We start from the raw sequence: 15,521 nt of genomic DNA, 5'->3' as shown, positions 1-15,521 counted from the left end.
ACATTCTATTTCTGACGAATCTGCCAAACCCACAACCCAGCAATAGCCAGCGCAAACACCGCCCCGAAGCCAATCCCAATGCCGATAATCGGTGCGCCGATCTTTACCGCCAGAGAGAAAAGCCCCAACATCAGCAACATCGCGGTATTTTCACCAAGATTTTGCACCGCAATGGCATTGCCCGCCCCCACCGAATGTTTACCCCGTTCCTGAAGTAACGCATTGAGTGGAACCACGAAGAACCCGCCCATGAAACCAATAAGCACTAATAGAATGTAGGATGGCAGCAATGCGTTTTGCATGGCAAAAAACAACACGCCCACACCAATCAAAATGCCTGCAGGCATACACCGCGCCACGGTTTTAAGCGTAACGAGTTTTGCGGCTGTTCCCGCACCCACCACAATGCCCACGGCAACCATGGCATTCAGATAAGTGGGCGTCGCGTTATCGGTTATTCCCAGTGCCACCGGCACCCATAAAACCAGTAAGAAACGCAACGTCACGCCCGCCCCCCAGAACAAACTGGTGCCAACTAACGAGAAGCGTGTTTCACCATTGTGCCAAAGTGTACGGCAAGCCGTGAAGAAACTGCGGGTTATTGGGGTCAAGCGCCAGGACTGCCCTGGACGGGCTGGCGCAAGCCTCGGAATAAAAATATTAGCGACTACCGCGCCAGCATACACCAGCACACATACGCCAAGTGCCGCAACAAGATGCCAATCTGCCAGCACCCCACCCGCCATCGAACCCAACAAGATTGCGGCAATGGTCGATGATTCCATCAGACCGTTTGCCTTCACCAGACGGTCACCGGTCGTGAGTTCGCCAAGAATCCCGTATTTAGCCGGTGAATAAGTCGCCGCACCAATCCCCACCAGCGTGTAACCAAGAAAGGGATTGAGGCCAAAACAGATTACCGCCGCGCCGATTAGCTTGAGGCTGTTGGCAAACATCATCACTCGCCCTTTGGCAAAGCTATCAGCCACCTGCCCGACAAACGGAGCAAACAAAATGTAAGCACCAACAAACACCATCTGCAAAACTGGCTGGCTCCAGTCGGGATAGAACTGCTGCTTCAGTACCGCCAGTGTGGCAAACAGCAAAGCATTATCACCAAACGCCGATAAAAACTGCGCGCAGGTGACTGCCATCATGCCTCTGGACCAAATAGAGGTATCTTCCACGGCGCTATCACGCATTCTCTGTCTCCGGTTGGTCTACCCGCGTTTTGAGACTGACAAAATCAGGTTTACCGCTGCCCAATACAGGTAACTGTTTCAGGAAGCGGATATCGCGTGGTATGGCCAGTTCAGGCACGCCATTGGCGCGAGCATATTGCAGCAGTTTTTCACGATTGAGTTCGTTATCCGTGGTGAACATGACCAAAGCTTCACCCTTCGCCGCGTCAGTTTTGATAACAGTTGCATGCATTTTCTCAGGTGAAACACCCAGTGCCAGTTGCTCAACCATTTCCAGTGAAATCATTTCACCGGCAATTTTGGCAAAGCGTTTAGCGCGCCCCTGAATCACACAAAAACCGTGCTCATCAAATTTGACAATATCCCCCGTGTCATACCAGCCCGGCTCCACTTCACCCTGCGCATTTTCAGCACTCGGCGCTTCCAGCACGCCTGGGTTTTCGACACGCAGATAGCCTTTCATGATGTTCGGCCCTTTCAGTTGCAGCCGCCCACCGTCTTCAATACCCGGTACCGCCATCAGACGGGCATCCATCGCCGGCAGAATACGCCCCACCGTGCCGACTTTTGCCGCCATTGGAACGTTAATTGAAACCACTGGCGCACATTCCGTCACGCCATAACCTTCCAGAATGCGCAGGCCAAATTTATCCTGCCACAGCTGCTTAGTGCTTTCCTGGAGTTTTTCCGCTCCCGCTACCACGTAACGCAGGCGGTAAAAGTCATAGGGATTGGCGAAACGTGCATAGTTGCCGAGGAAGGTCGAGGTGCCAAACAACACGGTGCAGTTACGGTCATAAACCAGTTCCGGCACAATGCGATAATGCAGCGGGCTCGGATAGAGGAACACTTCAGCACCAGTGAACAACGGAGTCAATAAGCCGACCGTCAGACCAAACGAGTGGAACAGCGGCAGTGCCGACATAAAACGGTCGTTGGCGGTAAAGTCCGCGATGGTACGAATTTGCTCAACATTCGCCAGTAAACTCTTATGGCTATGTACCACGCCTTTTGGATTACCTTCCGAACCGGAGGTAAACAGCACCATCGCCGCATCTTCGGGCTGCTGTTTAACCTGAGCCAGGCGTGGCAGCAATAAATGGCTGAAAATCCATGCTTTATCAGCAAGCGTAACATCGGCTTTTAAATCTTCCAGAAACACCCAGCGCACCTGAGTGAGTTGTTCCGGCAAATGCCATAACTTGCCTTTATCGAGGAACTGACGCGAAGTGAAAATGGTTTTGAGTTGTGCGGCAGTGATGGCACTGGTCAACCCTTTCACACCGGCTGTGTAGTTCATCATTGCCGGAATTCGTCCGCGCGACGACGCACCAAAAATTACCGCCGCGCTGATGGCCGCATTCGGCAACATCAGGCCAATCGTTTCGCCAGGAGCGGTGTATTTATTCAGAATACGCCCGACAAACAGCGTTTTGGTCAGCAAACTACGATATGTGTCGGGTTTGAAATTAATGTCTTCGATACAGTTTTTACGCTCGCCGTAACGATACTGCGCGGCGAGTAATGCCTCAAACAATGTCTCACGTGGACGCACCGCCATTCGCGCTTCCATCATTATTTGATGCAGCATTTCTCCGGCCATTTTGCGGCGCTCTCGTGCACGAGGTGCGTCTGGCATCGGAACCGAGGTCGGAGGCAAAATATGTAGGCTAATACGTGGGAATAAGCGGCGCTTTACCAGCCCTTTCAGGCGGCTAAAAAAAGTCAGTTCAGCACCATCAATGCGAATAGGAATAACGGTCGCTTTCGATTTTGCGGCAACAAACCCGGCTCCTTCATAGATTTTCATCAATGAACCAGAAACCGAAATACGCCCTTCGGGGAAGATAACCACCGGACGGCCCTGCTCCACCAAACGCACCAGATGTTTAATCGACATCGGTTTTGTCGGGTCTATTGGCACAAAATCAATCAGTGATTTCAGCCAACGTATATACCACTGCTGGCTAATGGAAGAATAGACGGCGAAAACCGGGCGCACCGGTAAAAACAGCGCTAACAAAATCCCGTCAATAAATGAAACGTGATTGGGGACGATCAAAACGCGTGATTGGGAGAGGACTTGATGATCGCCATAAAGTCGCACCCTGAACAAAATACGAAATAGCGTACGGAAAAAACCAAATAGCATAGCAACTCCCTTTGTCGTGAGTCTGTGCAGACACTTGAGTGTAGTTGCAGCAGATTACACGAGTCACCTTGATGGCGCGAGAGTGAAACAGGGGCAGAAACAGGGCAAAAAAAAACCTGCGCATCTGCGCAGGTTGGTGCAAAAGAATTGTACTTAATAACGTACCGAGAATTCTCACCAATCAATACCTCTGGGATTTGAATTGTGGCGCACTCTGGACAGGCTCACCAGTGAGAAAAAGCAAGGGAATTAGCGGAAAGTGCAACCAGGTGTTTAAAACGTCTGTTCCTGTTACACAAGGGAAAATTTTGGGCAAAAAAAACCTGCGCATCTGCGCAGGTTGGTGTAATTACTGTGATCAGCATTAGATGCTGACATCACCTATCAATACCTCTGGGACTTCAAATGTAGCAGTGACTTGTGATTATTCGCCATGTCGAAATAGCAACAGCGGGATGCAAACTGTAAGCAAAGATTTGGTCTGAAATCTTTAAAAATCCAGAACATGCCTCTTGATGCCGCTGCGCTTGAATTTCGGGATAATATAAGTGTAACGATTACACTTAAAATGGCTGCATTTTGCATGAGTTTGCGACGGCGACTACAGTTGGACCCTTGAAGTAGCGAGGCTTTTCCGTAACACTTAAAATTGTGTAAACGTTTACCCCCTCAGGAACACTTTCGATGGCGACAATAAAGGATGTAGCAAAGCTAGCAGGCGTCTCTGTTGCCACGGTCTCTCGTGTCATTAATGATTCACCGAAAGCCAGCGATGCATCGCGTCAGGCAGTGAACAGCGCGATGGAAGAACTTAATTACCATCCCAATGCTAATGCGAGAGCGCTTGCCCAACAAACCACTGAAACAATTGGCCTGATTGTGGGAGATGTTTCCGACCCCTTCTTCGGCGCAATGGTCAAAGCCGTCGAACAAGTGGCCTATCGTACCGGCAATTTTTTATTAATCGGTAACGGTTATCACAACGAACAAAAAGAACGTCAGGCGATTGAACAACTCATTCGTCATCGTTGTGCGGCACTGGTGGTTCATGCAAAAAAAATCCCTGATAGCGAATTGATTTCATTAATGAAACAGATGCCTGGCATGGTCGTTATCAACCGTATTATTCCCGGTTTCGAGCAGCGTTGTGTCGCACTGGATGACCGCTACGGTGCATGGCTTGCGACGCGCCATCTGATTCAACAAGGCCATACCAAAATTGGTTACCTTTGTTCCAACCACCCAATCTCAGATGCCGAAGACCGCTTGCAAGGCTATTACGACGCGCTAACCGAACACGGTTTATCGGTCAACGATCGGCTAGTCACTTACAGTGAACCCGACGAAAGTGGCGGCGAGCAAGCCATGACGGAGTTGTTAGGACGCGGAAGACATTTCAGTGCGGTAGCATGTTACAACGACTCCATGGCCGCAGGGGCGATGGGCGTTCTTAACGATAACGGTATTGATGTTCCAAAAGAGATTTCACTGATTGGATTCGATGATGTGTTGATTTCACGCTATGTACGCCCGCGCCTGACCACGGTTCGTTATCCCATAATCACTATGGCCGAGCAAGCCGCAGAATTAGCGCTGGCGCTGGCTGAAAAGCGTGAATTACCCGAGATAACACATATGTTTAGCCCAACGCTTGTACGCCGCCATTCGGTAATTTCATATTCTGGTGAATGACGTTTAAAGATTAAATCGATAGAGGTGAACTGGCTTATTCGGGTAATCCAGACCATCACCAATGTACTGCCAGCCAAATCGCTCGTAGTACTCTTTACAGGCGGAATAGAGATAAAGCTGCGGGTAGCCGAGCCGGCGAGCATAGTCGATAACGTGTTCTTGTAGTTTGGCTCCGAGCCCACGCCCACGCTGGTTTTCATCGATGTATAACGCAGCGAGCCACGGATAAAGATCCTGCCGGCTAATCAAATCACAGCGCCACAGCCCTACTGTTCCCACCAATTTCTCACCGTCAACAGCCACAAATGTCAGCGGCATTTCCCCTTCCCGCTGGCTTTTTTCGACAATCGAGGTAAAAAAATCACGGCTGTCTGCGGTGCCAAACGCCTGATACAGCCAGTCGGTGACGAGCTGTGCATACTGAGGAGCGGCGTAAAGCGGCAGAATTTTCACATCAGTTTCCCCTGGAAGATGGGAACTGATTCAAACAGGTAGCCGTCAAAATCTGGTGCATCGGAATCAGACTGTTCAAGTAGGCTATTTTTGACGTTTTCTAAATGCTGCCACATTGCCTGCCACGACCCCATAACATCACGGCGACGCAGCGCAGCCAGTATCGTTTGCAGGTCGCCTAGCCATTTCAGACGATAACTACGGGTGTCGATATGTGCGCGCAATTGCTGCCACATCGGGCTGCTATCAAGATGGCGCCAGATACTTTCCACCGTCGCCAGCAACATTTGGTTTTGCGAAGCGCCAGCCAAAACCAAATGAAACATCTTGCAGTTATCCTGGCTAAGGTCGTTTGTCGCAATAGCGCGCTGTTCTTGTTCAAGAATACGCTTGAGGTTGTCGATGTCGGCTTTGGTGGCCATTTTTGCGGCAAACGCCGCAATATTACTCTCCAGTAACTGACGCGCCTGTAGCATTTCAAACGGGCCAATATCGCTACTGAAAAAAGCCTCTTCTTCCGCTTCGTTTTCTGCCGGAACGCGAGTGACATACACCCCCGATCCCTGGCGAATATCGACCGTACCTTGTAACTCGAGCATCAGCAACGCTTCACGAACAATCGTGCGGCTGACACCGTAGGTCTCAGCAATATTACGTTCAGGCGGCAAACGTGAGCCGACTGGATACAATCCCTGCATAATTTGTGCGCGCAGATCCTCACCAATTTCCTGGTATTGTTTTTTATCTGGCGAAAGTACTACCTTGTCCACAATATCACCCGCATTGTTGATTCTCAGCGGCATAGTGTCCTGCCGCTGATTCATACCTTCTAGTTTATCAAACTATCCATCTGAAAAGACTATTTCCATTCATCATCAATATTGATCTCTAAGGTGCGCGATTCACTTAATGCCCGGTACCAATGGGCCGATTTTTTCGCACGACGCTCGCGGTTATTTTGTAGATTGATTTCAATCAGACCGTAGCGGTTTTTGAACGCGTTCATCGGTGAAACGTTGTCGGTAAACGCCCACAGCATGTAACCCTGGCAGTTTGCGCCGTCTTCACGAGCACGCAATGTCTGATATAAATGTTCGCCGATAAACGCAATGCGATAATCATCTTCAATCACACCATCGCCATTGCGGAACTGCGCTTCGTTTTCTGTCCCCATCCCACTTTCTGCGACAAACCACGGAATATTGCGGTACTCGGATTTTATCCGCATCGCCATGTCATAAACGATGCGCGGATAAATTTCCCAACCCCGCGACTTGTTCATGCGTCGCCCAGGCAGCTCAAACGGTTCGTAGTAATACGCCGGATGGAATGGTGTGTCTGGGTTCCAGGCTCGCGACGGCGCTTTAACACGGTGTGGGTAATACAAGTTAATGCCCAGCTCATCAACCGTGTTTTCACGAATGATATCCAGCTCTTGTTCGGTGTAATCCCACTGCACATCATGTTTTTCCAACAGTTCGATTAACTGTTGCGGGTATTCTCCAAGCACCAGCGGGTCTAAAAATACGCGGTTGTAGAACAGGTCGTAAATCTGTGCGGCTTGCTGATCGTGCGCCGCACTGGATCGCGCATACGTGACTTCTGGGTTGAGAATACAGCCGACGGTTCCGCTATAACCTTTCTCACGGAACAGTTTCACTACTTTCGCCGTGGCGAGGTTTTTATGGTGATTCCACTGCATCCATTTATGGGTGTTTTGCTCGTATGGCCAGCGTAACGCATCAAGATAAACGCGTGTTTGCACCACAATTGGCTCGTTAAACGTAAACCAACGATTCACTTTATGGGCATAACGCGCAAAGACTTTTTCAGCGTACAACACGTACAACTCGACCACTTTTTTCGAGGCCCAGCCACCATAAGTTTCAAACAACGTGGCGGGGAGTTCGTAGTGTTCAAGGCAGATCATCGGTTCAATGCCGGTTCTGCGCATTTCATCGATCAAATTATCGTAATACTGCGCGTACTCTTCATCGACGATGCCATTTTCGTAATCGGTGAAAAAACGCGACCAATTTATCGACGTGCGGTAATGCGTCAGCCCCGCCTGTTTCATCAGCCCCACGTCTTCGCGATAACGATTAATGAAGTCTGTGGCGACTGCTGGACCATAGCCTTCGTGCCAAACGTGCCTGTCATTTTTGTACCAGGCATCCAGCCAGGAATCCTGCCCCTCTTTTTTGCCGCTCCAGCCTTCAGTTTGCCAGGCCGAAGCCGCTGCGCCGAGAATAAAATCTTTTGGAATGGTGACTTTTACGTTGCTCATGCCTTCCTCACGCGTTATTGGCTTGTTGTTGCTGTTCGGCCTGCAACTGCGCTTGTTCTGCACGGCGAGAGGCAATTTTCACAAACGGCAGGTAAATCAGAACGGAAACCAGAATACAGCCCAATTGTGTCACTACCGCGCCCATCGAACCCGCAGTGGAAAGCCAGGCGTTAATCAATGGTGGAGTGGTCCACGGCACCATAACGACCGCTTTGCCAGCAAAACCCATCACCGTTGCGAAATACCCGATAGACCCCGTGACCAGCGGCGTGATGATGAAGGGAATGGCCAAAATTGGGTTGAGCATAATCGGCATACCAAAAATCACCGGCTCGTTAATGTTGAAGATCCCAGGACCAAAAGAGAGCTTGGCTATCTCTTTCATTTCTTTGCGTTTAGTGGCGATCATAACGGCGATCAGCAGGCCGATGGTTAACCCCGAACCGCCAATACTCATGTACACATCCCAGAAAGGCATGGTGATGATATTGGGGATCTCTTTACCCTGCTCAAACGCGCTCATGTTGACGGTTATCGCACCGAGTAGCAGAGGTTCGCGGATAGGTTTAATCATCTGGTTGCCGTGAATACCGATGACCCAGAAAAGTTGCGCAACAAACATCAGCAACAGGATCCCCGGTAGACTTTGCACCACTTTTTCCAGGGGTTGCTGCACGACCTGATATACCGCGTCATACAGATACATCCCGGTGGTTTGGTGGAAGACGAAGCCAAAGGTCGCAATTCCGGTGACGGTAATAATCGATGGGATTAGTGCTGAGAACGAAGCGGAAACATTGGGTGGAACGGTGTCAGGCATCTTAATTTTCAGCCCCTCACGTTTTTCCAGCCAGCAGTAGACTTCAACCGACAAAATGGCAATAAACATGCCGAGGAACAGGCTGCGAGTGTCAGAAAACTGGCGTGCCAGAATATCTTTCACCATATGCATTTGCCCATCGACCATCATTTCAATGGTTGTTGGGGTGACGCAAATAAAACAAATGACCGCCAGTAAACCAGGGAACAGGCTTTTAATGCCGTTAATTCGCCCCAGTTCGATACCAATCAGAAAGACGGCGCCAATGTTCAGGAAGTTCAGTGTGGCGTAGTTAATCGCCGCCGTAATCGGTTTTAATTGCGCCAGAAACGACAGTGCAGAAAAACTGGCGAGACCATTTTTAGGATCCAATACCATGTTTGAAATCAGTACTGAAAATGCCCCGACGATAATCACTGGCATCAGAGTAATGAACGCGGACTTGATCGCCATGATGTAGCGGTAGCTGTTGAATTTAGTGGCAAAACTCCCCAGCGAGTCGATTAACTTTTCCTGCAATGCCATAGGGTATACCTCAGTTATGTCGTTTTTTATTATTTAGAGCGAAGGGTAACTAACGATTTGGTATACCAAAAATAGTAGCTCCCCTTGAATATTTCCGTGATAAAAGTCCCACATTGCTATTTTGGAATTCCAGTGGTGACCAATCTCGTCATTTTGGTATGCCAAATAAAAATAGACCCTAAATACGTCGAGTAGCAGGAAGGCAGAAAAAGAAGGAATCCCGATGAGCTGACTCAAGTCAGTGATTAGGGTGACTGAAAGCAACCCACACACCTGCAACTTGAAGTATGAAGGTTATAAAACCGTGATCTGGTACGACAAATAGCATAACGAAACCGCAAGCCCGATGTTTCGCAATCGCAGCATGGTAAACTAGCGAAATTATGCGACCACGCGGCAGCGTCTTAATCAGGAATGAATTGATGGTCACAATGCTGGATGTCGCGCTCCGCGCAGGCGTTTCCAAAGCAACGGTATCACGCGTGCTCAATGGAATTGGACAAGTTAAAGAGAGCACCCGCGAACAGGTATTTAACGCCATGGAAGAGTTAGGCTATCGGCCTAATTTTCTGGCGCGATCGCTGGCGAATCGCAGCAGTAATAGCGTGGGCCTGGTGGTGTCGACTTTTGATGGGTTTTACTTTGGGCGCTTGCTTCAACAAGCCTCACGTCAAACTGAAGCATGGGGCAAACAGCTGATTGTCACTGACGGGCACGACACGCCGCAAAAAGAACTCGAAGCCGTTCAAATGCTGGTAGACCGTCATTGCGATGCAATCGTGCTGTACACCCGTTTTATGAGCGAACGTACATTATTGTCGCTAATGAATAGCATCAAAGTGCCGCTGGTGGTGATTAACCGCGACGTGAGCCAGGCGCGCGATCGCTGCGTTTTCTTCGAACAACAAGATGCCGCATTTAAAGCCACCGACTATTTAATTGAGCAAGGGCATCGCGAAATTGCCTGTATCACGGTGCCGATTTCTACACCAACGGGCCAGGCTCGATTGATGGGTTATCGAAAAGCGCTGCAAAAACATAGCATTGCTTTTAACGAAGACCGCGTCAGATACGGTGATTCGACCATGACGGTCGGCCACAAGCTGTGTCAGGATTTACTGGAAAGCCGCGTGCCGTTTACCGCATTGTTCGCTTGCAACGACGATATGGCACTTGGCGCGTCAAAAGCGCTGCATCAGGCAGGTAGGCGGATCCCACAGGATATTTCGTTGTTTGGTTTTGACGATGCACCAAGCGCACAGTGGCTGGAGCCTGCATTATCCACTGTTTACTTGCCTATCGATAACATGATAACCACAGCCATTGATCAGGCAGTAAAACTGGCAAACGGTGAATCGCTCGAAGCCATTCCACCGTTTGTTGGCAAGCTGGTGTTGCGTGAATCAGTAGGGCCTGGCCCGCATTACGAGCCGCATTAGCTCTGACGAAAATGGTGGATGACGCTTCGCTTATCCACCCTACAATTCTAACGCTAGCAACTCCTGAATCGTCTGGCGACGGCGAATCAGTCGCGCCTGGCCATTATCAAACAACACTTCAGGGAGCAGCGGGCGGCTGTTGTAGTTGGACGACATGGACGCACCATACGCGCCGGTATCGTGCAGTACCAGATAGTCGCCAACCTGCACTGGCGGTAACTTGCGCGTTTCCACTTTACCGCCTTCTTGCTGGGTAAACACATCGCCCGACTCACACAATGGCCCCGCAACGACGGTCTCGACCAGTGGTAGAGCCCCCAGTTCACGCCCGTCACCCGCCAAAGCAGAAATATGGTGGTAGCTGCCATACATTGAAGGACGCATCAAATCGTTAAAACCAGCGTCAATCAGCACAAAGTGGCGCGACCCCATATTCTTAACTGAACGAACCTGAGCCACCAGCACACCCGATTCCGCGACCAGGAAACGGCCGGGTTCTATCTCGAGTTTTACCGGATGCCCCAAACGCTGAGCAATCTTTTCACGCGCCGCGTTCCACAAGCCGTAATAGTGATCGGTATCGATTGTTTCTTCCCCTTCACGATAAGGGATCGACAATCCACCGCCTGCTGAAATTGCTTCCAGATCCTGACCAAAATCAACCACCTGCTGCACCATTGCGCCACAAACCCGTTCCAGGTGACCGTAATCAACACCCGAACCAATGTGCATGTGAATGCCGACTAAATGCAGTTGGTAGCGTTGGATAACCTCCAGCGCCTGCGGTAAATCCGCATGCCAAATACCATGTTTGCTGTTTTCACCACCGGTGTTGGTTTTCTGGCTGTGTCCATGGCCAAAGCCTGGATTGACGCGCAACCAAACACGATGCCCCGGGGAGACTTCGCCAAGTTGCTGCAACATATCGACGGAACCGGCATTAACCGGAATTTGCTGCTCTGCCACCAACGCAAGCGTAGGTTGATCAATCATGTCGGCCGTGAAAACGATGTCATCCTGGTTTTCCAGCGGCTGATATCCTGCCGCCAACGCACGTTCAATTTCGCCCTGTGAAACCGAATCGACCTTCACACCCTGCTCGCGCATCAAGCGCAAAATATGAATATTCGAACAGGCTTTTTGGGCAAAACGAATCACATCAAACTGGCGCAATTGGGCAATCTGCTGGCGAATAATATCCGCGTCGTAAACCCAGACTGGGCAACCAAATTCAGCAGGCAGTGTCAGTAGATTTTGCGCGTTCAAAGCAGTGTTAGGGTTATTGAGTGGGCGTGGCATGGTGGACTCCGGGAATCATTCATTTCCCTCATTACGCCATAGTGTGAGATGAAGAAAAAATATCGATTTCTCGTAAGTCTATTCATATATGATATGGATAAAGGAGACCATCATGCCCGCAATTACGCTACGCCATATCGAAATTTTCCACGCAGTCATGACCGCAGGCAACCTCACCGAGGCCGCAGGGCTGCTGCATACCTCGCAGCCTACTGTCAGCCGTGAATTGGCAAGGTTTGAGAAGTTGATTGGTCTGCAAGTATTCGAACGCAGCCGTGGGCGGTTACACCCCACAGTTCAGGGCTTGCGGTTGTTCGAAGAGGTACAGCGATCCTGGTATGGTCTGGATAGAATTCTGAGTGCCGCTGAAAGTCTGCGCGAATTCCGCCAGGGCGAGCTGTCGATTGCCTGTCTGCCGGTGTTTTCGCAATCCTTCCTGCCAGTGTTAGTGCAACCGTTTCTGGCACGATACCCGGAACTGAGCCTGAATATTGTGCCGCAAGAATCCCCGTTGTTAGAGGAGTGGCTGTCAGCCCAGCGCCACGATTTAGGGTTGACTGAAAATACGGTAACCCCCGCGGGAACGGAGCGCCAAACATTGCTGACACTTAACGAAGTCTGCGTGTTACCCGCCGGGCACCGCCTCGCACACAAAGACGTTCTCACGCCACAGGATTTCGCAGGGGAAAACTACATCAGCCTGTCGCGCACCGATAGCTATCGTCAGCTATTGGATTCGCTGTTTCAGGAGCACGACGTTAAGCGGCGGATGGTGATGGAAACACACAGTGCAGCATCGGTTTGTGCGATGGTGCGGGCGGGAGTCGGTGTGTCAGTGGTCAATCCTTTGACCGCACTGGATTATGCTTCAAGTGGCGTTGTCGCACGCCGTTTTAGCGTGGCGGTACCGTTTACCGTGAGCCTGATTAGGCCACTGCATCGCCCTGCTTCCGCGCTGGTCAGCGCTTTCAGCGAACATCTGCAAAACAGTATGCAAATCTACATCAAACCGCTGGATTCGCTGCTTGATGCCTGAGTTACTGCTCGGTCGCGGATTGTTGATGCCCGGTGCCATTACTGAAGTTAATCAGGCAAATAACCAACCCGATGGCGGCAAGCCCAGCTGCGGCAACCGGAACGGCGGTGAGGCCAAAACCGTGGGCAATGACAGAACCGCCAACCCACGCGCCTAATGCATTGCCGACATTAAAAGCAGCAATGTTGAGCGTGGAAACCAGATTGGGCGCATCTTTGCCGTGAAGCACGACATTAATTTGCAGCGCAGGCACGGTCGCAAATGCCGCCATCGCCCAGAGAAACAGCGTGATTTCCGCAAGCCACATGCCATGGCTGGTCCAACGAAACAACAACGAGAAGATGGCAATCAGGCTAAAGCTCAGAATCAAACTGAAAGAAACGCGCCAGTCGGCCAGACGCCCACCGAGAATGTTCCCAACCGTTAAACCCGCGCCAATCAGAAATAGCGTCCAGCTCACGCCCTGGTGCGTCACTCCCGTGACCTGTAGCAGCATCGGCGCAATGTAGCTAAGCAGAGCGAACATCGCGGCGGCAAAAAACACCGTCATGGAAAGAGACAGCCACAGCTTGCCATTTGCCAGGGCGCTGACTTCACGTTTCAGGTCGGTAGGTGTCTCCTCTTTTTGCGAAGGCAGATTCACAATCAGCGCCACAAATGCCACGACACCGATAATGGCCACACCCCAGAACGTTGAACGCCAACCATATAATTGCCCAAACCAGGTGCCAATCGGCACGCCTAATACATTCGCTAATGTCAGGCCGGTGAACATCAATGCCACAGCCGAAGCTTTGCGATTTGGTGCGACCAGGCCGGCAGCCACCACCGCGCCGATACCAAAAAAGGCTCCGTGGCACAGCGCCGTAATAATGCGAGCCAGCATCAGGAATTGGTAATTCAACGCTAAGGCACACAGGATGTTACCGACAATAAAAATCACCATCAGCAGCACGAGAGAAAGTTTGCGCGGCAGTCGTGCCGTCAGTAACGCCATGATTGGTGCGCCGATTGCCACCCCGAGCGCGTAACCGCTAATTAGCCAGCCCGCCGAGGGAATAGAAATCGCCAGATCCCCCGCCACTTCGGGTAGCAGGCCCATAATAACGAACTCCGTCGTGCCGATGGCAAACGCACTCATCGCCAGCGCGAGTAAGGAAATAGGCATGGAATGACTCCAGGTTGCAGAAATAACAAAAGGCGGGAGAGCGCCGCTCAACCGCCAGATTACGGGGATGTCAGAGGTGCAGCTTGTTTGAAAAACTGTGCGCTGCTTAACAAATTAATAACACAAAAAACGCCGGGGGTGACCCGACGCGTACTAAGGATACTTTATTTTACTCATTAACCATTTGAAATTTAAAATAAAAAAAGACTATTCTGCCAACATGAAATTCACTGCATCAGCCGCATGAATAGCCGCGGTATCGAACACCGGTAACGGGCAATCTTGCTGAGTGAGCAACAAGCCGATTTCAGTGCAGCCAAAAATCACACCCTGCGCACCCTGCTCCTGCAACGCTACAATCACCTGCTGATAATAATGCTTTGAATCAGCACTAATTTTCCCCAGGCACAGTTCTTCAAAGATTATCTGATTGATACGCAAGCGCTGTTCTTCATTTGGGATCAACGATTCAATGCCGTACTCGGCATTCAAGCGGCCGCGATAGAAATCCTGCTCCATGGTGTAACGTGTGCCCAGTAGCGCAACACGCTGCACATTTTGCTCGATAATGGCGCGCCCCGTCGCATCGGCAATATGTAAAAATGGCAGCGAACAACGTGACTCAATGTGATGTGCCACTTTATGCATGGTGTTGGTACACAGCACGATGCCCTCAGCTCCAGCTTTTTGCAGGCCGAGTGCCGCTTTCGCTAACATATCTCCTGCTAAATCCCATTCACCGCTGGCCTGGTAAGCTTCAATTTCATGAAAATCAACGCTGTGCAGTACGATTTTTGCCGAGTGCAACCCACCTAAACGGGTCTTCACCCCTTCGTTGATCAAACGATAATAGGGGATTGTCGATTCCCAACTCATCCCACCTAGCAGACCAATTGTTTTCATCACGTGTCACCGGTTTATAATCATTTCATTGGTTATATCAGAGAGATTATTGAATGTGAAAGCGTGATCGGTATTACAAATATCAGGAGCGAACTATCGTAAAGGGGCTTTTCAGGATACGATTATTTAAATGAAACGGCGTTTCACATAACAAAGGATCGAGAAATGTTCACTTTTATTAAAGATACTCAACTGCAAGATTTAGGTGCTGGCGTGAGCCGCCGTATTCTGGCGCACGATGGAAAAATGATGGCGGTGCAGGTTAACTTTGAAAAAGGCGCCATCGGCCCGATGCACAATCATCCACATGAACAGTTAACTTATGTGCTGTCCGGCGAATTTGAATTCACTATCGGTGAAGAAACACACCGAGTTACCGCAGGCGACACATTGTATAAAGAACCTCACGTGATGCACGGCTGCGTATGCCTGGCTGCTGGCACATTGTTGGATACCTTTACGCCAGTGCGTGAAGATTTCCTGAAATAAGATCCAAAAAAAACGGCTCCTTTCGATACCTGGAAGAAGCCGTTAATGCACTAAAA

General features: G+C 50.3%; 13 protein-coding genes. 4 read left to right on the top strand and 9 right to left on the bottom strand.

From position 1 onward, the window contains the following. Positions 1–5: 5 nt before the first annotated feature. Together lplT and aas are read right to left on the bottom strand one after the other, a co-directional pair. Positions 6–1,202: a lysophospholipid transporter LplT gene (gene lplT / locus VJY99_RS13025; RefSeq protein WP_324119082.1), complete on the bottom strand. Its 1,197-nt coding sequence runs from the start codon at positions 1,200–1,202 to the stop codon at positions 6–8. Next, positions 1,195–3,354, bottom strand: a complete 2,160-nt coding sequence (gene aas, locus VJY99_RS13020) for a bifunctional acyl-ACP--phospholipid O-acyltransferase/long-chain-fatty-acid--ACP ligase (RefSeq protein WP_324119080.1) — start codon at positions 3,352–3,354, stop codon at positions 1,195–1,197. The genes lplT and aas overlap by 8 nt, the downstream gene beginning before the upstream one ends. 684 nt (positions 3,355–4,038) lie before the next feature. Here aas and galR point away from each other — a divergent pair. Next, positions 4,039–5,046, top strand: a complete 1,008-nt coding sequence (gene galR / locus VJY99_RS13015; RefSeq protein ID WP_324119078.1) for an HTH-type transcriptional regulator GalR — start codon at positions 4,039–4,041, stop codon at positions 5,044–5,046. Between the two features lie 3 nt (positions 5,047–5,049). Here the strand turns inward: galR and VJY99_RS13010 are convergent, their stop codons facing one another. From VJY99_RS13010 to VJY99_RS12995, 4 genes are read right to left on the bottom strand one after another with little or no spacing between them, the layout of a single operon-like run. Next, a complete protein-coding gene (locus tag VJY99_RS13010; RefSeq protein WP_324119077.1) occupies positions 5,050–5,499 on the bottom strand; it encodes a GNAT family N-acetyltransferase in 450 nt (149 codons plus the stop codon). Further along, positions 5,496–6,302 (bottom strand): FCD domain-containing protein, encoded by an 807-nt coding sequence (locus tag VJY99_RS13005; RefSeq protein WP_414641595.1) that lies wholly within the window; start codon positions 6,300–6,302, stop codon positions 5,496–5,498. The genes VJY99_RS13010 and VJY99_RS13005 overlap by 4 nt, the downstream gene beginning before the upstream one ends. A gap of 56 nt (positions 6,303–6,358) precedes the next feature. After that, positions 6,359–7,786 (bottom strand): glycoside hydrolase family 1 protein, encoded by a 1,428-nt coding sequence (locus VJY99_RS13000; RefSeq protein ID WP_324119076.1) that lies wholly within the window; start codon positions 7,784–7,786, stop codon positions 6,359–6,361. Between the two features lie 7 nt (positions 7,787–7,793). After that, entirely contained in the window at positions 7,794–9,131 is a 1,338-nt protein-coding gene (locus VJY99_RS12995; RefSeq protein WP_324119074.1) for a PTS sugar transporter subunit IIC, read from the bottom strand. A 422-nt stretch (positions 9,132–9,553) separates the two neighbouring features. Between VJY99_RS12995 and VJY99_RS12990 the strand changes: the two genes are divergently transcribed. Further along, entirely contained in the window at positions 9,554–10,570 is a 1,017-nt protein-coding gene (locus VJY99_RS12990; protein ID WP_324119072.1) for a LacI family DNA-binding transcriptional regulator, read from the top strand. Positions 10,571–10,609: 39 nt separating this feature from the next. Here the strand turns inward: VJY99_RS12990 and lysA are convergent, their stop codons facing one another. Beyond that, entirely contained in the window at positions 10,610–11,869 is a 1,260-nt protein-coding gene (lysA, locus tag VJY99_RS12985; protein ID WP_324119070.1) for a diaminopimelate decarboxylase, read from the bottom strand. Positions 11,870–11,981: 112 nt separating this feature from the next. On the opposite strand from lysA, the gene VJY99_RS12980 reads away from it, so the two are divergent. Continuing rightward, positions 11,982–12,905, top strand: a complete 924-nt coding sequence (locus VJY99_RS12980; protein WP_324119068.1) for a LysR family transcriptional regulator — start codon at positions 11,982–11,984, stop codon at positions 12,903–12,905. A 1-nt stretch (position 12,906) separates the two neighbouring features. Here VJY99_RS12980 and VJY99_RS12975 read toward each other — a convergent pair whose 3' ends face one another. After that, positions 12,907–14,073, bottom strand: coding sequence for an MFS transporter (locus VJY99_RS12975; RefSeq protein WP_324119066.1), 1,167 nt, complete (start codon positions 14,071–14,073; stop codon positions 12,907–12,909). Positions 14,074–14,280: 207 nt separating this feature from the next. Further along, positions 14,281–14,976, bottom strand: a complete 696-nt coding sequence (locus VJY99_RS12970; protein ID WP_324119064.1) for an aspartate/glutamate racemase — start codon at positions 14,974–14,976, stop codon at positions 14,281–14,283. Positions 14,977–15,141: 165 nt separating this feature from the next. On the opposite strand from VJY99_RS12970, the gene VJY99_RS12965 reads away from it, so the two are divergent. Next, positions 15,142–15,465 (top strand): cupin domain-containing protein, encoded by a 324-nt coding sequence (locus VJY99_RS12965; RefSeq protein WP_324119062.1) that lies wholly within the window; start codon positions 15,142–15,144, stop codon positions 15,463–15,465. The last annotated feature ends 56 nt before the right edge of the window (positions 15,466–15,521 follow it).

The organism is Buttiauxella sp. (assembly GCF_035271705.1).
Taxonomy (GTDB): domain Bacteria; phylum Pseudomonadota; class Gammaproteobacteria; order Enterobacterales; family Enterobacteriaceae; genus Buttiauxella.
The sequence above is the reverse complement of the archived record's forward strand: the minus strand, read 5'-3'. Positions and strand labels throughout refer to the sequence as shown.